The sequence below is a fragment of the Paraclostridium tenue genome (assembly GCF_039521565.1).
GTDB lineage: Bacteria > Bacillota > Clostridia > Peptostreptococcales > Peptostreptococcaceae > Paraclostridium > Paraclostridium tenue.
In genome coordinates this window covers 14019-37822 of record NZ_BAAACP010000002.1, presented here as the reverse complement: position 1 = coordinate 37822, position 23804 = coordinate 14019, and the positions used below count along the sequence as shown (strand labels likewise).

The window sequence follows — 23804 nt, the reverse complement described above, 5'->3', positions numbered from 1 at the left end:
TAAGTCTTAAAATGTAGTATTTTATATTATTACTTTTATGTAAAACCGTAGTTTTTCTACGGTTTTTTGAATTTTAAGGCAATAAGGAGAAGATATATGACTCAAAATACAAAAAAATTAGTTACTACGGCTTTAGTTGCAGCTATATATGCAACTTTAACTTTAGTTTTAAGTGGCATAAGTTATGGACCAATACAGTTTAGAATATCAGAAATTATGGTATTACTTCCATTTATAAGAAAGGATTATATATGGGGACTTACTATAGGGTGTTTTTTAGCTAATATAATAGGTCCATATGGAGTTCCAGATATAATATTTGGAACAACTGCAACATTTTTAAGTGTATATGCAGTTTACTTAACTAGTAAAATAATGAAAGGAAATAAATATGCATTACTAGTAGCATCATTTTGGCCAACAGTTATAAACGCAATTATAATAGGAGTTATGTTAAATGTATTTGTTGGAATGCCACTTATAGTATCAATGTTACAAGTAGGATTTGGTCAATTTGTAGTTATAACAATAATAGCTGTACCACTATATAAATCATTAGAAAAAAAGTATTTTAAATTATTAGAAAATGCATTTTAATATAAATTTAGAGAGGGAATAGTATGTTTACTCAATTTTTGATAGGCTCAACTATAGTTTTAGGAAGTGCTTTACTTTATAAATATGAAACTGAAACTTTAGAAACAACAAGGTATGAAGTTGAAAATAGTAAAATACCAAAAGAGTTTGATAATTTTAAAATAGTTCAAGTAAGTGACCTTCACAATAAAAGTTTTGGTAAAAATAATAAAAAGCTATTAAATAAAATTGAAAATGAAAACCCAGATATAGTAGTTATAACCGGAGATTTAGTTGAAGGTGATAATAAAAACTTTCATGTAGCTTTAAATTTTATTGATGAATTAGCTAAAAAGCATAAGGTTTATCATATAATAGGGAATCATGAACAAAAATCTTTAATTAAAAAATATAAAAATGAATATAAAGATTATTTTAAAGAATTAGATAAAAAACCTATTATAAACTTACACAATGAGAAGGTTACTTTAAATAAGGGTAATTCAAATATAAACGTTTATGGATTTATAGTTCCTTTAGATTATTATCCTTATTTCTTTAAAAATTATAAAAACAGGAAAAAAAGGCTCGGATGTGAATTTATAGATAATTCTTTAGGTAATTTAGATAAATCTGATTATAATTTAATGCTTGCGCATACTCCATTTTTCTTTGATGATTATGAAAATTATGGAGCAGATTTAGTTTTGTCAGGGCATGTACATGGTGGTATAATAAGGTTACCTTTAATAGGTGGAGTATTATCTCCTAATAGAGAATTTTTCCCAAAGTATGATTTTGGTAAATATGAAAAAAATGATACTACAATGATATTAAGTAAAGGGCTAGGTGGCTCAAAAGTATTAATAAGATTTAATTGTAAACCAGAAATAGTAAGTATAACTTTAAAATGTAAGTAAATCCATTAGCTTAAGCTAATGGATTTTTTATTTAATATCGAAAATCCCTATAATATGATTATCATATATAGTAATTTTCGATACAAAAATTTGTATAATTTTGATATAATTGATTATGAAATTAAGAAATTTACAAATATTTGTAAAAAGACATAAAAGGGGAGTATGTATATGAAATTTACTAAAAAATCTAAAATCTTTACGATAAGCATTGTATTAGCTTTAACTATAAGTAGCTTAGTTGGATGTTCTTCAAAAGAAAAATCTAATGAAAAAAACAAAGCAGCTAGTGGTTATGAAAATATAAATGCTAAAGAGACAGAAGATTTATTAGCTAGTGGAGATGATATAGTAGTTGTAGATGTTAGAAGTAAAGATGAGTATGATATGGGGCATATTGATAGAGCTATGCATATAGACTATAATGAATTTAATGATAATTTAAGTAAATTAGATGACTATAAAGATAAAACAGTTTTGCTTTATTGTAAAACTGGAAATAGGAGTGAAAAAGCTGCAAAAATATTAGAAAAGAACGGATTTAAAAAAGTTTACAATGCTGAAGATGGCGTTGAAGAACATGATTATAAATTAGTTAAATAAAATATAACCTCCTAGCTTAATAAATTTTGGCTGGGAGGTTATATTATTTATAATAAAACAACAAAGGAGGATTGACATGAAAAAAATTATTGCCTTGGTAATAACAATGTCACTTATATTTTTAGTAGGATGTAATAACAGTAATAGTAGTAAAAAATCAGAAGATGCAATTTTAGGTAAAAGCTATGAAGAAATAGCGCAAAGTGCTAAAGGAACTACTGTTAATTTTTATGGATGGGGAGGAAATGAAGTTTTAAATAAGTGGTTTGATAATTATGTTGTACCTAATATGAAAGAAAAATACAATATAACTGTTAAAAGAGTAGGTATGGATATAGATACTATACTTAATAAATTAATGTCAGAAAAGCAAGCTCAAAATTCTAAAGGAACTATAGATGTAGTTTGGTTAAATGGAGAAAACTTTAAAACAGCAAAAGATAATAAACTTTTATTTGGTCCATTTTTAGAAAAAATAGTAAATTATGATAAATATGTAGATAAAAATTCAAAAGATATAACTACGGATTTCGGAACACCTGTAGATAATATGGAAGCACCTTGGGGTAAAGCAACATTTACTGTAGTAAAGGATTCAGCTAAAGTAAATTCAAATATAGTAAATACTAGTTCTTTAAAAGAAGCTATAATTAATAATCCAGGTAAATTTACATATCCTGCACCTCCAGATTTTACAGGTAGTGCTTTTGTAAGAAATATAATTTACGATATAGTAGGTTATGAAAAAATAGCTAATTTACCAGAAGATGAAGCTAAAGTTAAAGAGGTTATAAAGCCTGCTATGGATTACTTAAATGAAATAAAACCTTATTTATGGAATAAAGGGAAAACTTATCCTGCAAATACACCACAATTAAATAATATGTATTCAGATAATGAAGTTTACTTTACTATGAGTTATTCACCTAATGAAGTTGCAGGTAAAATTAAGTCAGGTGAATTTAGCAAAACTAGTGAATTTATAAACTTTGATAAAGGTAATATATCTAATACTCACTTCTTAGCTATACCTGAAAATGCACAAAATAAGGAAGGTGCTATGGTATTAATAAATTACCTAACAAGTATAGATGCTCAAGCTTCTAAAAGTAATCCTAAAAACTGGGGTGATATGACTATATTAGATTTAAATAAAGTACCTAGTGAAGATAGATCTAAATTTTATGCTCCAGTAAAGATTAAAAATCCAGTACCAGAGATAAAAGCTAGTTTAGTTCCTATAATAGAGAAAATTTGGATGGATGAGGTAGCTAATAAGAATGAATAAGTTAAAGCCATATTTACTTATAGCACCTGCAACTTTATTAATGATTTTCATAATGGGTATAGGAATAATGACTTGTATATCTCAAAGTTTAGGATATTTTCCACAAATAGGATTAGAATATATAACTTTAAATTATTACAAAACTATACTAAATAATAAACAGTTTTTAGATTCTTTATTTTTAAGTTTAAAGACATCTTTAATATCTTCTATAATAGCTGTTATTGCAGGTGTAGTGTTAGCTTATTTCATGTCTAAAGATAGATTTTCAAAATTTAGATATTTTTTATTAAATTTACCAATAATAGTGCCACACATAGTAGTGGTACTATTAATTTTTGCTATATTTTCAAAAACTGGTATATTGTCTAGAGTATTATATAATTTGAACATAATAAAAGACTCTAGTGAATTTATAAGCTTGGTAAATGATAAAAATGGAATAGGTATAATGCTTGTGTATATATATAAAGGGATACCATTTATTGCTATGACAACGTTTAATATTTTAAAAAGTATAGATAAAAAATTAGAAGAAGTATCGAAAAATCTAGGAGCAAATAAATATCAAACTTTTAGATTTATAATACTTCCTCAGATAATGCCTACTATACTTTCATCATTTATAATAATATTTGCATTTTCTTTTGGATCTTTTGAAGTACCATATTTAATAGGAGCAACAAATCCGAAAGCACTTCCAGTTAATGCATATATAAGCTATATTAGTTTGGACTTAAATCAAAGACCAATAGCCATGGCTATGAATACTATATTAGCTAGCATAAGTTTTGTACTTTTAATTATTTATGATTATATATTCAAAAAATTATATAAATACAAATCATAGGTGAAGTTATGAATAAAAATTTAAGAAGATTAATAACAAATATAATTTTATTATCATTAATACTACCACTTTCAATACTTTTTATATGGGCGATAACATCTTCTTGGGTATTTCCTGAAATTATACCTGTTAACTTTTCTATAAGAGGATTTGAATATATATTAAGCTTTGAAAATATAAAGATATTATTAAATAGCTTATTAATATCGTTAGCAGTAGTAGTATTGACTATAATAATAAGTATACCAGCAGCTAAAGCTATAGCATTATATGAGTTTAGAGGGAAAAAATTAGTTGAATTATTGATTTTATCTCCAATAATAATTCCTATGATAGCTGTAGCTATGGGAATACAATTAACCTTTATAAGACTTGGCATGGCAAACACTGTATTTGGGGTTATAATTATAAATATATTACCATGCTTACCGTATGGAATAACGATAATAACTGATGTATATAAAATAATAGGAAACAAATATGAAATACAAGCAAGTATGCTAGGAGCTAATAAGGTAGATATATTAAGGTATGTAACATTTCCTTTAATATTACCTGGAATAATAGGAGCATCTAGTATGTGTTTTATTATTTCTTTTAGTCAGTATTTTTTAACATTAATAATAGGTGGAGGTAGTGTAATAACTTATCCACTAGTAATGTTTCCATATATTCAAAGTGGAGATAGAACACTATCATCTCTATATAGTATAGTGTTTATTATAATAAGTTTAGTTATAGTTGTATTGATGGAAAAATCACTAGAGAGTTATTACTTAAAAGATAAGGAGAAAAAAAATGTCATCAGTTAAAATTGTTAACTTGACGAAGAGTTTTAATAATATAGAGATACTTAAAAATATAAATATTGATATAAATCAAGGAGAATTTGTAACACTTTTAGGAAAATCAGGATGCGGAAAGAGTACAACTTTAAAGTTAATAGCAGGACTTGTAAATCCTGATAGTGGAGATATATTATTTGATGAAAAATCAGTTTTAAATACAAAAACTCAAGATAGGGAAGCAGTAATAGTATTTCAAGACTATTCATTATTTCCACATATGAATGTGTTTGAGAATATAGAGTTTGGTCTTAAAATAAAAAAAATAAATAAAAATACTAGAAAAAATAAAGTTAGAGAACTTTTAAATTTAGTTAAATTAGAAGGTTTTGAAAAAAAATATCCAAGTCAACTTTCAGGAGGACAAAAACAAAGAGTTGCCATTGCTAGAACATTAGCTGTAAATCCTAAGATATTATTGCTTGATGAACCTTTTTCTAGTTTAGATATAAACTTAAGAAATGAAATGAGAGAATTTGTATTAAACCTACAAAAAAGTTTAAATATAACTACTATATTGGTTACTCATGATAAAGAAGAAGCTTTAATGATGAGTGATAAGATAGCTGTTATGATAAATGGAGAAATAGCACAGTTTGATACACCTAAAAATTTATATGAAAAACCAATATCAAAAGAAGTTGCAAATATATTTGGTCAAAGAAATTATATAAATGGAAATATAATTGATGGAATATATAAATCCGATTTAATAAGTATAGATTTAAATAATAATGAAAATGAGAAAAATATAGAGTTCATGATATCAAAAGAAGATATTAATATACACAACTTTAATCATATAGAAGGATTAGAAGCTAATGTATTAAAAAAAGTATATGCAGGAGATATCACTTATTATGATGTTTCTATTAATGATACTTTAATAAAAATAAGTTCTAATAATAGTTTATATGAAGTAGGAGAAGATGTAAAAATAACAATAAATCCTAAAAATGTAGTTTACTTTAAAAAATAAACATATATAATTATAGGTAAATTAATACTTAAAGAGGTTGATATTATGAAAGATAATAAAATTAAAGATTTAAAACCACTTGCACAAACTAAGTTTTTAAGTATTTATGATGCAAGATATGAAAATAAGATAGGAAAAGAAAAACATTGGATGATAGCTTCTAGAAAAGAATATGATATTTTATCTGACAAATATTTTAATAACAAGAAAGATGAAATAGATGCTGTTGTGATAGCTGCTTTTCATAAAGAAAGCAAAAGTCTAGTGCTAGTTAAACAATTTAGAGTACCTTTAAATGATTATGTATATGAGCTTCCTGCAGGTTTAGTTGATAATAATGAAAAAGCAGAATTAGCAGTAAAAAGAGAATTAAAAGAAGAAACTGGTCTTAAGGTTTTAGAAATTAATAAAAAATTGGGTAATAAACAACTGTACTTATCTCCTGGTATGACGGAAGAAAGCGCAAGTTTAGTTTATTGCACTTGTGAAGGTGAATTAAGTACTAAATACCTTGAAGAAGATGAAGATATAACACCTATGTTAGTTAATAAAGAGGAAGCAAAAAAATTAATTAATGAAGATATAAAAATAGACATTAAAGCATTTATGACTTTACAAAATTTTGCTTTATTTGGAGAAGATTTTTTCGAATTATAAAATTTGTTTGATTATTTAAAATAAATTTTATTTTTTGATATTCAAAAATAAACATAAAATATAGAAAATAACAATAATGTAGTAAGAAAGCTTACTATATTGACGGGGTATATTTGATGGTATATAATACCCTATATATAGGGATAAAAAAGCACTGCCCAATAAATATCTTTAATATTTGGAGGATTAGTATGGACATAAAGGGAACAAAAACAGAAGTAAACCTAATGAATGCATTTGCAGGAGAGTCCGAAGCTAGAAATAAATATACTTACTACGCTTTAAAAGCTAGAAAAGAAGGTTATAATAAAATAGCTGATTTCTTTGAAGAAACTGCACATAATGAAATGGCACATGCTAAAATGTGGTTTAAATTACTTCATGATGGGATTGGAACAACAGAAGAAAATTTAAAAGATGCAGCGGCTGGCGAACATTATGAATGGACAACTATGTATGAAAAGTTTGCAAAAGAAGCTGAAGAAGAAGGTTTTAATCATATAGCATTTTTATTAAGAGAAGTTGGAGCTATAGAAAAGTACCACCAAGAAAGATATAGTGAATTACTTGAAACTTTACAAGCTGATAAATTTTTAAAAAAAGAAGAAGTAGTAGAGTGGAGATGTCAAAACTGTGGATATATACATAAAGGAAATGAAGCTTTAGACGTATGTCCAGTATGTGCTCATCCAAAAGCATTTTTCGAAATAAAAGCTGACAAATTTTAATATATAAATAAAATTGATTAATATATACTTATTATAGTGAGAAGAAAATATACATATAGAAAATATAAATATCTCTTAATTTAAAATTAAGAGATATTTATATTTAAAAATAGCATTAAAAATTAATCAGATTTGGTTGAAGCAAATTCAGTTTCTAGAATTTTATTATGCGAAATATCAACTTTATCATTAATACTAACAACCGCCTTGTTTTTCCAATATCCTTTTTTGTAATAAATACCAGTAACTATCAATCCAACGAACCAACCTATAGGTATACCCATCCATATTCCATTTACCCCATAAAAAGAAGCTAGTAAATATGAAGCAGGTATTCTGGCTATCCACAAAGAGATCATAGAACTTATCATGGCAAACATTGAGGCACCAGCACCACGTATAGCGCTAGTTAACATAAATGAAGTTCCTATAAAAATGAAAAATGGTCCTATAGTAAGCAAGTATCTAGATCCGATAGCAATAACTTCTAAATCTGTATTAAAAAGTTTTATTAAATTTTCTTTAAATAAGAAAAATATTACTATAACTAATATTGATATAGACAAAGCCATAATAATTGAAGATTTAACACCTTTTTTTACTCTTTCAACTTTTCCCGCTCCCATATTTTGTGCAACGAAAGTAGATACTGCACTACCTAAATTCATTATAGGAAGTGATATAAATGTTTCAATTTTAGACCCTGCACCAAATGCAGCCATAGCAGCAGTTCCGTAGCTATTAACTAATGATTGTAGTGTTATATTACCTATAGAAAAAAGTGTTTGTTGAATTGCTGAAGGCAATCCAAGCTTTAATCCAGTTTTGAAAATTTCAGAATCATACTTTAAATTTTTAATTTTTATTTTTAAAACATCATGGTTTTTATTAAGATAGACAACACTAAATATAAAAGCTACTGATTGAGCAATTATGGTAGCTAATGCAACTCCATTTACACCCATATTAAAATATATTATAAAAACTATATCTAAAATTATATTTAAAATAGTGGATATTATAAGAAAATATAAAGGATTCGTAGAGTCTCCAAGACCTCTTAATATTGCACAAATAGAATTGTATCCGGTGGAAAATAAAGTACCTGCAAAGATTATTATTAAATATCCTTTAGATAATTCAAATATTTCATTAGGTGTGTTCATGATTTTAAGAATATTTTCGCTAAAGCAAACTCCTATTAATGTTATGAAAAATGAAGCTATAAATATGAATATATATGTTGTATCTATGGTGGCTTTAACTTTAGACATATTTTTAGATCCGTAATATTGTGATATTAATATGGAAAAGCCTAATGTTATACCCATTAAAAAAGACGTTAATAAAAACATTATAGGGTTTGCACCTGATACAGCAGCCATTGCATCTTTACCAACAAATCTTCCTACAATTATACTATCAGCAGTATTATAAAGTTGTTGAAATAAACTACCAATTAGCATTGGAAGTGCAAAATTAAATATGCATTTACTTTCACTTCCAACTGTTAAATCTTTCATTAAAATCTCACCTCGTTTTATTAATTTGAAAAACAAGTTATTAATATTATATTAGTAAAAACTTATAATATTCTCTATAAGTAATAGTGAAAATAACATAAATTTAATATAGATAAAAATATTTTAAAATAATGTTTATGATTAAAAAATTTAAGTAGAATATAAATTTATTAAATAGTTGTTGTCATTTACATATAATATTGAATTAAATTTTATTACAAAGTTTATAATAATGATAACCGTTCAACGATTATTTAAAATATTAAAGAGGAGATATAATATGATAGATATAAAATTATTAGGATGTGGTGGAGGTATGCCAACTCCTGATAGATATCTTTCATCACTACTTATAAATTACAGAGGAAGAAAAATACTTATAGATTGTGGTGAGGGTACTCAAGTTTCTATGAAAATAGCAAATTGTGGATTTAAGTCAATAGACTATATATGTATAACTCACATACATGGAGATCATATAATAGGACTTCCAGGTATATTATCAACTATAGGCAATAGTGGAAGATTAGAACCATTAACTATAGTAGGTCCAGTTGGAATAAAAGAAGCTGTAGAAGCTTTTAGAGTTATAGTAAGAGAACTTCCGTATGAAATAAAAATTATAGAAGCACCTAAAGAAGATATAATAGTAAATAATAATTATATAGATAAAGATATAATAATATCTACTGTCGAAGTAGATCATTCATCACCATGTATAGCTTATAGTTTTTATATAAAAAGAAAAGCTAAATTTGATATAAACAAAGCTATCTCTAATGATGTGCCTAAAATTCTTTGGAGTAAACTTCAAAATGGTAGGGATATAAAATTAGACGGTAAATTATATACAAAAGATATGGTAATGGGGCAGCCTAGAAAGGGCTTAAAAATAAGTTTCGTAACAGATACAAGACCTAATAACGATATTATAAGTTTTGTTGACAATAGTGATTTATTAATATGTGAAGGAATGTATGGAGATGATAATGATATAGAAAAAGCTATTAAAAATAAGCATATGATTTTTAGAGAGAGTGCTAATGTTGCTAAAAGTGCAAATGTGGAAAATCTGATATTAACTCATTTTAGTCCTGCAATAAAAGATCCTAATATATATATTAATAATGCTATAGATATATTTGAAAATACTATAATAGGAACAGATAGAATGGGGTTTAACTTAAAATTTAAAGAGTAGTAATTATTATTACTTTTTTAGTTTTGCTAAATTAATATATGGGTATATAAAAATTATATATACTGTATGGAGGAAAATTATGAATTATATAAATATAGATAATGAAAAATTAAAAGAAATGATAAAGGATAAAGATACATTATTAATAGATATAAGAACAGAAGAAGAATTTGATGAAAAAAATATAGATGGAGCTACAAATATACCCCTTCAAAATTTGATGCACGATATAGATGACATTATAGATTACAAAGATAAAAAGGTTATAATTTACTGTAGAAGTGGTCATAGGAGTATAATTGCGTGTAATTTACTTGAAATGGAAGGTTTTAAACATATATATAATTTGAAAAATGGAATTATAGAATATAAATAATATTAATATTCTAAAAATAAAAAATGATTAAAGATTATAATAAATCTTTAATCATTTTTTATTTTTAGAATTAATTAGTGAATAACATAAACTTTTATAATAATTAACAAGTTAATTATTAGCATAAAGATAAATTTTATTATAAATAAAAAATTAAATATATTAAAAAATTAGTTTTGAATTTATTGAAAACGATATCTTAAAGTGGTAAAATTTACATAAACAAATAAATAACAATTTGTTAGATTTAACTTAAGAAATACTAATTTCAGTTAAAAATATCAAATATAATTGGGGAGGATTTATTATGATAAAAGAAAGATTATCTATACTTAGAAAGTATATGAATGAAAAAAATATAGATGCATATATAATACCATCTTCAGATAATCATCAAAGTGAGTATGTTGGAGATTATTTTAAATGTAGAGAATTTATATCAGGATTTACAGGTTCTGCAGGTACTGTAGTAGTAACTATGGATGAAGCAGGTCTATGGACTGATGGAAGATACTTTATACAAGCAGAAAATGAATTAAAAGGAAGTACTATAAAGTTATTTAAGATGGGAGAAGAAGGGGTACCTACTACTGATGAATACTTATATAACAATATAAAAGAAGGTGGAATATTAGGTTTTGATGGTAGAGTTATCTGTGCAAAAGAAGGTTCAAATTTAGAAGATAAATTAGCTCAAAAAAATATAAAAATAGTTTATGAATATGATTTAGTTGGAAAGGTATGGGAAGATAGACCTTCTCTATCAACTGAAAAAGCATTTTTATTAGATGTAAAATTTGCAGGAGAAACATTTAGCTCAAAATTAGAAAGACTTAGAAATACTATGAGAGAGAAAAATGTAACAGCTCATGTTATAACAACTCTTGATGATATAGCTTGGTTATTTAACATAAGAGGTGGAGATGTTAAATTCAATCCAGTAGTTTTATCATATGCATTAATAACTTTAGATAAAGTTTATTTATTTGTAGATGAAACTAAGTTAAATGAGGAAATATTAAATGAATTAAATAAAGAAGATGTATGTATAAAACCATATAATGATATTTATGAATTTATAAAAACTTTAGGCAAAGATGAAAAAATACTATTAGATTCAACAAAAATAAACTATGCTATATTAAATAACATACCTAGCGAAGTTATTAAAATTGATGAATTTAATCCAACTATGTTGATGAAAGCTCAAAAAAATAAGGTTGAGTTAGAAAATATAAGAAACAGCCATATAAAAGATGGGGTAGCTTTTACTAAGTTTATGTACTGGCTAAAAAATAATGTTGGTAAGATAGAAATATCTGAGTTAAGTGCATCTAAAAAATTAGAAGATTTAAGACGTGAACAAGAGGGATTTATAGAGCCAAGCTTTGGAACTATAGCAGGATATAGAGAACATGCTGCTATGATGCACTATAGCGTAACACCTGAAACAGACTACAAATTAGAACCAAGTGATTTATTCTTAATAGATTCAGGTGGACAATATTTTGATGGAACTACAGATATAACTAGAACTATGGCATTAGGGGAAGTTAGTGATGAACTTAAAAAACATTTTACAGCTGTAGTTAGAGGTATGATAAACTTATCAATGGCTAAGTTTTTACATGGAGTAAGAGGATATAACTTAGATATATTAGCAAGAAGACCGATGTGGAATATGGGAATAGATTATAAGTGTGGAACAGGTCATGGTATAGGATTTTTATTAAATGTTCATGAAGCTCCAAATGGATTTAGATGGAGAATAGTTCCTGAAAGATTTGACAGTGCAGTACTTGAAGAAGGAATGGTAACAACTAATGAACCAGGTATATACATAGAAGGTTCTCATGGTATAAGAGTAGAAAATGAATTGGTTGTTAGAAAAGCAGAGAAAAATGAATATGGTCAATTTATGGAATTTGAAGTTGTGACATTGGCTCCAATAGATTTAGATATTATAGATGTAAAAGAAATGAATAGAGAAGAAAGGGAATATCTAAATTGTTATCATAAATTGGTTTATGATAAAATATCACCGTTCTTAACTATTGAAGAAAAAGAATGGTTAAAAGAATATACTAGAGAAGTATAAAATATTTAGTTTAAATAGGTATATAATTTATGTAAATTATATACCTATTTTTTATTTGACTTACTATGTAATCACTTGAATAAAAGCAAAAAAATCAAATAAATTTTCTCTATTTAATAAAAATTTTAAAAAATAAGAAAAATAATACGAATATATTGAAAACGGTCTCATGAAATGATAAGATATAATTGAATAAAAAGTGTAAAAAGATTATGTAGAATAATAAGGGGGCTTATTATGTTAAGGGGAAATTTGGAGAAATTAAGAGATTGTATGGAAGAATATGGTATAGATGCATATATAATACCATCTTCAGATAGTCACCAAAGTGAATATGTAGGAGAGTATTTTAAATCTAGAGCTTATATATCAGGATTTACAGGTTCTGCAGGAACTTTAGTAGTAACTATGGAAGAAGCAGGACTTTGGACAGATGGAAGATATTTTATACAAGCTGAAAATCAATTAAAAAACACAGGTATTAAGCTATTTAAAATGGGAGAAGAAGGGGTACCTACTACAAAAGAATATCTATGTGAGAAAATGGCTAATAATTCTACCTTAGGATTTGATGGTAGATTAATATCTGCAAATGAAGGAAAAGCACTACAAGAAGCTTTAAAAGATAAAAACATAAATATAAAATATGAATATGATTTAGTTGATAAAATTTGGAAAGATAGACCTTTACTATCAACAGAAAAAGCTTTTTTATTGGATGTAAAATATGCAGGAGAAACATTTAGTTCAAAACTTATAAGACTTAGAAATGAAATGAAGCTTAAAGGTGCTACAACTCATATTATGACAACTCTTGATGATATAGCTTGGTTATTCAATATAAGAGGAAGAGATGTTAAATATACTCCAGTTGTTCTTTCCTATTCATTAATAACAATGGATAAAGTTTATTTATTTATAGATGATAATAAATTAAATGACGAAATAATAAATGAGTTAAATAAAGAAAATGTTATAATAAAGCCTTACAATGATATATATGAATTTGTTAAAACTATAGATGAAAAAGAAAATGTATTATTAGATGATGAAAAGGTTAACTATTCAATATATAATAATTTGCCAAATGAAGTTAAAAAGATAAATGGACTTAATCCAACTATGAACTTTAAAGCAGTAAAAAATAGTATTGAGTTGGAGAATATAAGAAACAGCCACTTAAAAGATGGGATAGCTTTTACTAAGTTTATGTATTGGTTAAAAAACAATGTAGGTAAAGTAGAGATATCTGAAATAAGTGCAGCTGAAAAATTAGAAAGTTTAAGACGTGAACAAGATGGATTTATAGAACCAAGTTTTGCTACGATAGCAGGATATAAAGAACATGCGGCTATGATGCACTATAGTGCAACACCTGAAACAGATTATAAGTTAGAACCAAGTGATTTATTTTTAATAGATTCAGGTGGGCAATATTTTGATGGTACAACAGATATAACTAGAACTATAGCACTAGGAGAAATTAGTGATGAGCTGAAAAAACATTTTACAGCTGTAGTTAGAGGTATGATAAATTTATCAATGGCAAAATTCTTATATGGGGTTAAAGGATATAATTTAGATATATTAGCAAGAAGACCAATGTGGAATTTAGGAATAGATTATAAATGTGGTACAGGACATGGGGTAGGATTTTTAGGAACAATACATGAATCACCTAATGGATTTAGATGGAGAATAGTTCCTCAAAGATTAGAAACAGCAACTCTTGAAGAAGGAATGGTAACAACTAATGAGCCTGGTATATATATAGAAGGTTCTCATGGAATAAGAATAGAAAATGAACTTATAACAAAAAAAGCAGAGAAAAATGAATATGGGCAATTCATGGAATTTGAAGTTGTGACATTTGCACCAATAGATATAGATGCAATAGATGTAAATGAGTTAAATAGAGAAGAAAGAGATTACTTAAATAACTATCATAAATTAGTTTATGATAAAGTGTCACCTTTCTTAACTAAAGAAGAGTGCGATTGGTTAAAGGAATATACTAGAGAAATTTAATCTAAGGGTATACTAAAGTAGCTTTGTATATGCAAAGCTACTTTAATATAAAACTAAATATTATTTAAGGGGGACTTGATAAATGTCAAAAACAACATCTGCACCTACAAAGCATCCTAAAGGGTTATATGTTTGTGGGTTAACATTTACGTTTGAAAGATTCGCATACTATGGATCTAAAACGTTATTATTACTATTCTTATCATACTCAATATCTCAGGGTGGACTAGGAATAGACAACGCCGATGCAGCAGCTATAGCAGCAAACCTAGCAGCATTCACTTATTTAGCACCAATATTTGGGGGAATGATATGTGATAGATGGATAGGAGCTAGATATTGTGTAATTATAGGTTCAGTTATAATGGCAGCCGGATATGCATTAGGTTATTTTGCAACAAGTGTAATGTGGGTTCATGCAATGATAATTTTAATATCAATAGGTACTGGTTTCTTTAAAGGAAATTTAAATGCCTTAGTTGGGGAATTATACGATGATAATACTAGAAAAGATGCAGCCTTTTCTTTATTATATACATTTGTTAACTTAGGATCATTTATAGGGTCATTAACTATAGGTATATTATATACTAAAACTTTTGCAGTCATAGAAAATGGACAAGTTGTTGAATATGGATTTAGACAATGTTTCATGTTAGCTGCAATAGTTACGTTACTTGGGGGATTATTATTTACTTGCACTATGAAATTCTTAGGAGAAGCTGGTAAATATCCTCAAAAAATGCTTGATAAACAAGCTGGAAAAACTAGCAACTCTAAAGGTGAACAAGCTGGAGATAGACCTTTAACTAAGAAAGAAAAAGACAGAGTAAAAGTAATATTCATATTATCATTTTTCTCAATTTTCTTCTGGGTATTTTATAACCAAGCAGGTTCTTCATTAACTTTATATATGAAAGATTATGTAAACATGCATGTAGGAAGCTTTGAGATACCTGTAATGTGGATAGAAACTGCATTAAATGGATTTTTATGTGTAGTTTTAGGACCAATAATGGCAGCTATATGGACTATGTTATCTAAAAGAGAAAAAGGTGACTTGAGTATGGCTCAAAAAATAGCACTAGGATATGTATTTTTAGCAGTAGCATTTGGATTTGTAATAGCTGCTGAACTTTCAAGAGGAGTAGGAGCGCCCTCTACTGTAAAAACTAGTGTTATTTGGTTAATGTTATTCGTTTTATTCCAAACTATAGGAGAAATGTGTTTCTCGCCATTAGGTAACTCACTAGTAAGTAAAATAGCACCAGCTAAATATTTATCTTTACTTATGGGGGTTTGGGCATGCGCTACTTTCTTTGCAAACAAAGCAGCAGGATATGTTCAAATGATAATAGAGAAAATGGGACTTATGCAAACATTCGTATCTATACCTGTAATATTAATAGTTGGTACTTTCATATTACTTGGATTTAATAAAAAGTTAACTGCTATGATAGGTAGTGATGATGAGGAAGCTACAGCTTAATAATATAAATTTAAAGACTAGGGTATTTCCCTAGTCTTTAATAATTTTTGTTTATAGACCTTAAATATTCAGTAGGTGAAAATCCATAAACTTTTTTAAATTTATTTGAAAAATAATGTATAGAGTTAAATCCGAGTATTTCAGATATTTGGCTAATAGTATAATTAGATTCTTGTATAAGTTCTTTACTTTTTTTTAATTTTAATTCATTTATATATAGTTTAACTGTAGTATCTAGATTCTTTTTAAATAATAAATGAAGTTTAGAACTACTTATATTAAATTTATCACAAATTGTTTTTATATCTAAATAATCATATAAACTATCATTTATAAATTGTAATATATTATTTAAAAGAGTATCATCATAATACTGTTGAACTTTGTTAACAGGCTTTATTATTATGCTTTCAAAATCCATGCTAAGAACTTTAAGAACTAACTCTTTTAAGTAACATATTGAAAGCTCATCACAGTAAAGATGAGTAGAATTAAGTTCTTTCATAAGTTTACTTATTATAGTATGAATTTCTTTAGTAGGGGAAAATACTTTATTAGAAATCAATAAAACATCGTTAAAATCCATATCAAAGCTTACAGTTAAATAAGAACAAGACTTTTTGTTATCTGTATACTGACTATGATAATCATTAGGAGAATAAAAAAATAAATCACCTTGAGATAATTTATATTCTACTCCATTAACTTTGGTATAAAGAATTCCCCTATCAACATAAGTAAGTTCCCAAAAGTCATGTTTTTCTCCTTTAAATAAGTAATTTATAGGTTTTTCTTGATAAAATTTAGTATATATTTTATTTATAGAAAAAGTAGGAACTATTTCTTTATATGTATATGATTGGTTTAAATTTATAGATTTAAAAAATGGATTTTCTCCAAATAAATCAATGCTACAATTATTAGATATAGGTATAAAATTATAATAAATACCTTTTTTAAGTTTTATTTTACTATTTAAAATAAATGATTCTATATTATCAAAATTAGAATCATTAGAAACTATAATAAGAACTACCCCACTTCTTAACTTAATATGTAAATCAGTATTTGAAAAATATAATTTATTAACTGACTTATTTAAAAGATTAAGTGATGATTTTTTTTCGCAAATAATTATATCATCAGGTAAGTCAGCTAAAATTGTTCCGTATTTTTCAAAAGATAAACAAGTAGTTTGTTTGAACAATTTATAATCCCCCTAAAACTATGAAATCTATTTCCTAATATTATTTTACAAAAAATTTCATTAAAAATCAAAATCTAATTATATTTTTAACCTGAATTTGATGTATAAAAGTATAAAACTTTTATACAAAAGTGCAAATACATAAAATATACAAAGTATTAAAATATAATTAAATAAGTATATAGGGATTAAATTCAAGGGGGGTATTAATTAATGAAAAAGATCACAGTTGCAATAATAGGAGCTGGAGCAAGAGGTATGCATGCCTATGCACCATATTTTAAACAACATGAAGAACTAGGACAAGTAGTTGCTGTAGCAGAACCTCACGATTTAAGAAGAGATATATGTGTTAAAGAACATAATATAGATTCTGAAAATGTATTTGAAACATGGGAAGAGTTATTAGAAAAAGATAGATTAGCAGATGCAATAATAATAGCCAATAATGATGAATCTCATTATGAACCAACTAAAATGGCGCTTGAAAAAGGATATCATGTATTACTTGAAAAGCCAATGTCAAATAAGTTAGAAGATATAGTGAAATTGGGGGAATTAGCAAAAGAGTATCCTAATCAAGTGTTTATGATATGCCATGTACTTAGATATACAACATTCTTTTCTAAATTAAAAGAAATAGTAGATAGTAAAGAACTAGGAGAATTAGTAAGCATACAGCATAATGAAAATATAGGATACTGGCACTTTGCACATTCTTTTACTAGAGGAAATTGGAGAAACAGCAATGAAACAAGTCCTCTAATATTAGCTAAGAGTTGTCATGATATGGACATATTACTTTGGTTGACTGGAAAGAAATGTAATAATATATCAGCATTTGGACATTTAACTCATATGAGAGATAAAAGTTTTAAAGAAGGTATGGCAGATAGATGTTTAGATTGTAAGGTTGAAGAGAAATGTCCATATTCTGCTAAAAAATTATACTTATCAGATAAACCTATATTTGCAAAAGTTGTACATCCGGTGCCAACTAAAGAAAATTTAGAAGAAGCTTTAAGAACAGGACCATACGGAAGATGTGTATATAAGTGTGATAATAATGTAGTTGATCATATGGTAACTATACTTGAGTTTGAAGATGATATAACAGCTACATTTAATTTATCTGCATTTACTGAAGAATGTAACAGAACTATAAAACTAATGTTTACTCATGGTGAAGTTGGAGGAAATCATGTTAAAAATACTATAGAAATTAAAAAATTTGAACAATTTGGGAAAAACACTATAGAAACTATAACACCAGAAGAAGTTGAAGGTGGTCATGGTGGAGGAGATTATGGCATAATGCAAGATTTTGTTAAGCTAGTAGCTGAAAATGGGGGAGAAGGTAGAACTAGCGCTACAAAGTCTGTTGAAAGTCATATAATGGCATTTGCAGCTGAACACTCTAGATTAAATAAAGAAGTAGTTAATATAGATAAGTTTTGGAATGAAGCTATCGAAAAATTGAAAGTTAAAGCTTAAAAAATCCTTAATACACAAAATTGTAAAAAAGATGGATGAAATTACAAATACAAATTAAATTAGTTTATTATAAAATATTATTAAGGAAAACATAGAATATTCAGAAAATATTATTGTGAATATATTTTAACTATGGAAGGGGATTGTTATGTTTTTAAAAAGGGGAATCATAACAGGAGCAGTTTTGACCTTAGTATTAGGTTTAACGGGCTGTAGCTCAACTGGGGGAGACAGTGCAAATGGAAAAGTAGAATTAAGGTATGCTATATGGGATAAAACTCATATGAAGGCAGTTGAAACATTAATAAATGAATATGAAGAAAAAAATCCAAATGTAGACATTAAGGTAGAACAATATTCTTTTGCAGACTATTGGACTAAAATGGAAACAGCGGCAGCGGGAGGATCAGCTCCAGATATATACTGGATGAATGCTGTTAACTTTAATAAGTATGCAGATAATGGAATGTTAGTTAGTATGAAGGATTATATAAAAAATAAAAATGTTGATATGAATCAATATTTGGAAAGTATAAGTAGTTTATATAATTATAAAGGTGAGCAATACGGTATGCCAACTTTCTGGGATAACAACATATTAATGATAAACACTAAACTTATGAAAGAGTATAATATACCTGAACCTAAAGAAGGATGGAACTGGGATGAAATGATAGCTTGGTTAAAAGATGCTAAAACTAAGTTACCAAAAGATATTTATCCATTTACTTCATATCCAACAGAAAGTACACAAGCAGGAGTGTTTAATGAGGTAGCTTCAGCTGGAGGTAAAGTAATAAGTGATGACAAAACTAAAGCCATGTTAACTACACCAGAAACTAAAGAAGGATTTAAAAAGTATTTTGACTTAGTTAAAAGTGATTTACACAGTCCTCATGATGTAACTATAGAAGTAGGAGCAGGAACATTATTTAAATCAGAAAAAGCTTTAGTTTTACAAGCTGGTTCATATGGTTTATTACCATATTCAGATAAAGAGCAAGCAAAAGTTGCTGGAAACTTTAAATTATATGAAATACCTACTATAAAAGAAGGTAATAAATCTAAGACTGTAATACATGGTTTAGGAAACGTAATATCTTCAAACTCTAAACATCCAGAAGAAGCATTTGATTTTATAAATTATATATCAAGTGAAGAATCTATGAAAAAATATACTGAATTAGCACTAGTTCCACAAGCACATAAAAATGTCCAAGAATTGTTTGGAAAAGTTATGAAAGAAAAAACTGGTATAGATACTGCAGTTATGTCTAAAGTTGCCGAAAATGCTATGCCTCTTCCTAATAGTTTTGAAACTTCAAAATGGGATAAAGTTATAGTAGATAATATAACTAAGTTTATGCAAGGTGAGATATCTTTAGATAAAGTACTTGAAAATTCACAAAATGAAATGCAGTCTATACTAGATAAAGAGAAAAAATAAAAATTAAAAGAGGATGTCTGAAGTAATTAGGCATCCTCTTGAAATACATAAATGGGGGGATTTAATTTGCAAGCAGAAGTTTATAAAGAAAAGCCCGAAAGCAAAAATAAAAAAAATAAGAAAAAAAGAGCTTTAAAACGTAATATTACTGGATATATGTTTATACTTCCACTACTTATAGGGGTTTTAGTATTTAACTTTATACCATTTATACTTAATTTATTTTATAGCTTAACTGATTTAAATGCTTTTGGTGGTTGGAATTTTATAGGAGCTGAAAACTTTTCAAGAATTTTTAAAGATCCATTATTTTATAAAGCTGTAGGTAATACATTTTTATATGTTATTGTAACAGTACCACCTATGGTAATAATATCTGTATGTATAGCAAATTTACTTAACAAAAACATAAAAGGAAAAGGAATATATAGAACTATATATTTTTTACCAGTTGTAACTATGGCGTCAGCTTCTACATTAGTATTTCAATGGATGTTTAATTCAAGATTTGGATTAGTTAATCAATTTTTAGAAGCTATAGGACTTGAAGGTAAGTTATGGTTTACAGATCCAAACTTAGCAAGAGTTGTAATAATAGTATTTATAATATGGAGTGGGCTTGGATATAAGATAATGATATTTTTAGGAGGACTTCAATCTATACCAGAGTCTTACTATGAAGCGGCTTCTATAGATGGAGCTTCATCATTTAAACAATTTACTCACATAACTATACCACTTTTAACACCTAGTATATTCTTTATTGTTATATGGTCTTTAATTGGATCATTCCAATTATTTGATGTAGTATTTATGCTTATAAAACAAGGAAGTCCAGCTTATGAATCTACAATAACTATGACAAGATATTTCTATGACTTAGGATTTACATTAGGAGATAAAGGATATGCATCTGCAGTAGCCGTAATATTATTCTTAATTATAATGACGGTAACTATAATCCAATTTAAATTACAAAATAAATGGGTTCATTATTCAGATGAATAAGACTTGGGAGGTAGAGTAATATGGAAATGAAAAAAAGTGCCAAGATACTAACACATATAGGTCTTATACTTATGGCAGCATTTATAGCATTACCATTTATATGGATGATATTAACATCTATAAAAACATTAGCAGAAGCAGAAGCTATTCCGCCTAAAATCTTTCCAGAATCTATAAGGATAGAAAACTATACTCAAATATTTAAGGAATTTCCTTTTGCGAAGTATTATTTTAACACTATAATAGTTACAGTTGCGTCTGTATTATTTCAATTAATAATAATAACTCCAGCGGCTTATGCATTTGCCAGACTTGATTTTAAATTTAAAGAAGTTATATTTTTAGTTCTCATGGCAGCAATGATGGTTCCTGGTCAAATGTATTTAATACCTCAATATCAAATTATACAAGATATGGGTCTTTTAAATACATTAACAGCTATAGTTTTACCAGGAGTTTTTAGTATATATTATACCTTCTTATTACGCCAGCATTTTAAATCTATTCCAAGAGATATGGAAGAAGCTGCAATAATAGATGGAGCTTCTCAGTTTACAATATTTTTAAAATTAATGGTACCAATAGTTAGACCTGCACTTGGAACAGTAGCTATACTTGGAGGTCTTGGAGCATGGAATAGTTTCTTATGGCCTTTAATAGTAAACTCTACACCTGAGAAATTAACATTAGCTGCAGGATTAAGAGTATTTGTAGGACAATATGGAACACATTATCCTAGAATGATGGCAGGAGCAGTGCTTTCTATAATTCCTATGGTTATAATATTTAGTATATTCCAAAAGAAATTTATATCAAGTATTGCAGTATCTGCAGGTAAAGAATAATAAAAAAGGATTTATCAAAATAGGTTATTTAAAAATCTGTTTTGATATAATCCTTTTTTATTTTTATAAATTAATTCTATTTTAAATTTCAGAAAATCATAAAAATAAGTAAAAATTCTAAAAAGTTGAAATAAATAGTAAAATATAGTATAATTAAAAAAGATTATGAAAATTTGTTTATATCTGATTGTTAAATATAAAACAAATTTAAAATGTAATTTTAACAATAATTTTATTATTATTTATAACATTTAAGGAGGGAATAAAATGGAGGTTGAAAATAATAGGGAATTAGGCATAATTGATGAAGAAATTTCTAGTGGAAAGAGGAAAGTAAAGGCAGTAAGCCTAGAAACATTTGTATTCATAGCAGTATTATTAATAGGTTTTGGATTTGTTGGTAGTAAAATGGGACTTGGTATAATGTTTAAATCTATTATGAATACAGCTCATGATTTATTGTTAAACACAGTGTTTTTAATAATGGCATTAGCAGTACTTGCAGGAGCATTAAGTGCATTGCTTTCTGAATTTGGAGTAACATCTTTATTAAATAAAGTATTTGCCATATTTATGAAACCGCTATACAATATGCCAGGAGCAAGTATAGCAGGAGCAGTAACAACTTATTTATCAGATAATCCAGCTATAATAGCATTTGCAAACGATAAAAGTTTTACAAAGTATTTTAGAAAATATCAAATACCAGCACTATGTAATTTAGGTACATCTTTTGGGATGGGACTTATAGTTACAACATTTATGATGACTCAAGGGGCTGAATATGTAGGGCCTGCAATAATCGGAAATGTTGCAGCAATTATAGGTAGTATAATAAGTGTAAGAATAATGCTTACATTTACTAAAAAGTATTATAACTATGATCCAAAAACTGAAGTTAAGACATCTGGCAAAGTTGAGGCTATGGAATATAGAGAAATAAGAGATGGTAGTTTATTTCAAAGAATATTAGACTCTATGTTAGAAGGTGGTAAAAATGGAGTTGAACTAGGTATGGCTATAATACCAGGAGTATTAGTTGTATGTACATTAGTTATGCTATTAACATTTGGACCATCAGTTGATCCTAAAACAGGAGCAGAAGTTTATACAGGAGCAGCTTATGAAGGTATAGGTTTACTTCCAGCATTAGGAGATAAATTAATGTTTATATTAGGACCATTATTTGGATTTACCGATCCACAAGCTATGGCATTTCCTATAACTTCTTTAGGTGCAGTTGGAGCTGCAATGTCTTTAGTTCCAAGATTTATAACTGAAGGTGTTATAACTCCAAATGATATAGCTGTATTTACTGCTATGGGTATGTGTTGGAGTGGATATTTAAGTACACATGTAGGTATGATGGATGCATTAAATGCAAGAGAGCTTACAAGTAAAGCTATAATATCACATACAATAGGTGGTTTATTTGCAGGTATATCAGCACATTTTATATATATGTTAATATTTTAGTTACATAATAAATTTAAATTATAATTAATAAAAAATCGCTTATATTGTCTTTAATAATATAAGTGATTTTTTAATTTTTAAATGAAAATTTAATAGAAGCTGATATAGTTATAACTATATCTAAGATAGATTTTTGTTTATTATTACAAAAAAGTAATAAATATGT

At 26.9% G+C, this 23804-nt stretch carries 21 protein-coding genes; 19 read left to right on the top strand and 2 right to left on the bottom strand.

What is annotated here, in order from left to right:
• The first annotated feature begins 96 nt into the window (after positions 1-96).
• The 9 genes from ABFX13_RS01845 (at position 97) to rbr (ending at position 7446) form a co-directional block, all read left to right on the top strand.
• A complete protein-coding gene (locus ABFX13_RS01845; protein WP_346041533.1) occupies positions 97-597 on the top strand; it encodes a QueT transporter family protein in 501 nt (166 codons plus the stop codon).
• A 23-nt stretch (positions 598-620) separates the two neighbouring features.
• On the top strand, positions 621-1496 hold the full coding sequence (locus ABFX13_RS01840) for a metallophosphoesterase (RefSeq protein WP_346041531.1): 876 nt from the start codon (positions 621-623) through the stop codon (positions 1494-1496).
• A gap of 171 nt (positions 1497-1667) precedes the next feature.
• The gene (locus ABFX13_RS01835; RefSeq protein ID WP_346041529.1) at positions 1668-2099 is read left to right on the top strand and encodes a rhodanese-like domain-containing protein; all 432 of its coding nucleotides are present in this window, start codon (positions 1668-1670) and stop codon (positions 2097-2099) included.
• A gap of 76 nt (positions 2100-2175) precedes the next feature.
• Complete coding sequence (locus ABFX13_RS01830; protein ID WP_346041527.1) at positions 2176-3387, top strand: ABC transporter substrate-binding protein; 1212 nt, start codon at positions 2176-2178, stop codon at positions 3385-3387.
• Positions 3380-4237, top strand: a complete 858-nt coding sequence (locus ABFX13_RS01825) for an ABC transporter permease (RefSeq protein WP_346041525.1) — start codon at positions 3380-3382, stop codon at positions 4235-4237. The genes ABFX13_RS01830 and ABFX13_RS01825 overlap by 8 nt, the downstream gene beginning before the upstream one ends.
• A gap of 8 nt (positions 4238-4245) precedes the next feature.
• Positions 4246-5049 (top strand): ABC transporter permease, encoded by an 804-nt coding sequence (locus ABFX13_RS01820; RefSeq protein WP_346041523.1) that lies wholly within the window; start codon positions 4246-4248, stop codon positions 5047-5049.
• Positions 5036-6061: an ABC transporter ATP-binding protein gene (locus ABFX13_RS01815; RefSeq protein ID WP_346041521.1), complete on the top strand. Its 1026-nt coding sequence runs from the start codon at positions 5036-5038 to the stop codon at positions 6059-6061. Before ABFX13_RS01820 ends, ABFX13_RS01815 begins: the two co-directional genes overlap by 14 nt.
• A 45-nt stretch (positions 6062-6106) precedes the next feature.
• A complete protein-coding gene (locus ABFX13_RS01810) occupies positions 6107-6718 on the top strand; it encodes an NUDIX hydrolase (RefSeq protein WP_346041519.1) in 612 nt (203 codons plus the stop codon).
• Positions 6719-6909: 191 nt separating this feature from the next.
• A complete protein-coding gene (gene rbr / locus ABFX13_RS01805) occupies positions 6910-7446 on the top strand; it encodes a rubrerythrin (RefSeq protein ID WP_195925587.1) in 537 nt (178 codons plus the stop codon).
• Between the two features lie 122 nt (positions 7447-7568).
• On the opposite strand, the gene ABFX13_RS01800 is transcribed toward rbr, so the two are convergent.
• Complete coding sequence (locus ABFX13_RS01800; RefSeq protein WP_346041516.1) at positions 7569-8969, bottom strand: MATE family efflux transporter; 1401 nt, start codon at positions 8967-8969, stop codon at positions 7569-7571.
• A gap of 280 nt (positions 8970-9249) precedes the next feature.
• Between ABFX13_RS01800 and ABFX13_RS01795 the strand changes: the two genes are divergently transcribed.
• The 5 genes from ABFX13_RS01795 (at position 9250) to ABFX13_RS01775 (ending at position 16161) form a co-directional block, all read left to right on the top strand.
• Entirely contained in the window at positions 9250-10170 is a 921-nt protein-coding gene (locus ABFX13_RS01795) for a ribonuclease Z (RefSeq protein ID WP_346041514.1), read from the top strand.
• A gap of 79 nt (positions 10171-10249) precedes the next feature.
• Entirely contained in the window at positions 10250-10546 is a 297-nt protein-coding gene (locus ABFX13_RS01790; protein WP_346041512.1) for a rhodanese-like domain-containing protein, read from the top strand.
• 304 nt (positions 10547-10850) lie between these two features.
• A complete protein-coding gene (locus ABFX13_RS01785; protein WP_346042413.1) occupies positions 10851-12644 on the top strand; it encodes an aminopeptidase P family protein in 1794 nt (597 codons plus the stop codon).
• 237 nt (positions 12645-12881) lie between these two features.
• The gene (locus tag ABFX13_RS01780; protein ID WP_346041511.1) at positions 12882-14672 is read left to right on the top strand and encodes an aminopeptidase P family protein; all 1791 of its coding nucleotides are present in this window, start codon (positions 12882-12884) and stop codon (positions 14670-14672) included.
• Positions 14673-14754: 82 nt separating this feature from the next.
• Entirely contained in the window at positions 14755-16161 is a 1407-nt protein-coding gene (locus ABFX13_RS01775) for a peptide MFS transporter (RefSeq protein ID WP_346041509.1), read from the top strand.
• Positions 16162-16198: 37 nt separating this feature from the next.
• Here ABFX13_RS01775 and ABFX13_RS01770 read toward each other — a convergent pair whose 3' ends face one another.
• On the bottom strand, positions 16199-17368 hold the full coding sequence (locus ABFX13_RS01770) for an AraC family transcriptional regulator (RefSeq protein ID WP_346041507.1): 1170 nt from the start codon (positions 17366-17368) through the stop codon (positions 16199-16201).
• 213 nt (positions 17369-17581) lie between these two features.
• On the opposite strand from ABFX13_RS01770, the gene ABFX13_RS01765 reads away from it, so the two are divergent.
• The 5 genes from ABFX13_RS01765 (at position 17582) to ABFX13_RS01745 (ending at position 23638) form a co-directional block, all read left to right on the top strand.
• On the top strand, positions 17582-18862 hold the full coding sequence (locus tag ABFX13_RS01765; protein ID WP_346041505.1) for a Gfo/Idh/MocA family protein: 1281 nt from the start codon (positions 17582-17584) through the stop codon (positions 18860-18862).
• Positions 18863-19010: 148 nt separating this feature from the next.
• Positions 19011-20309, top strand: coding sequence for an ABC transporter substrate-binding protein (locus ABFX13_RS01760; protein ID WP_346041502.1), 1299 nt, complete (start codon positions 19011-19013; stop codon positions 20307-20309).
• A 66-nt stretch (positions 20310-20375) separates the two neighbouring features.
• On the top strand, positions 20376-21317 hold the full coding sequence (locus tag ABFX13_RS01755; protein ID WP_346041500.1) for a carbohydrate ABC transporter permease: 942 nt from the start codon (positions 20376-20378) through the stop codon (positions 21315-21317).
• Positions 21318-21337: 20 nt separating this feature from the next.
• Positions 21338-22162 (top strand): carbohydrate ABC transporter permease, encoded by an 825-nt coding sequence (locus ABFX13_RS01750; protein WP_346041498.1) that lies wholly within the window; start codon positions 21338-21340, stop codon positions 22160-22162.
• A 267-nt stretch (positions 22163-22429) separates the two neighbouring features.
• Positions 22430-23638 carry a CD0519/CD1768 family membrane protein gene (locus tag ABFX13_RS01745; RefSeq protein WP_346041496.1) on the top strand — a complete coding sequence of 403 codons (1209 nt, stop codon included), beginning with the start codon at positions 22430-22432 and terminating at the stop codon, positions 23636-23638.
• Positions 23639-23804: the final 166 nt, after the last annotated feature.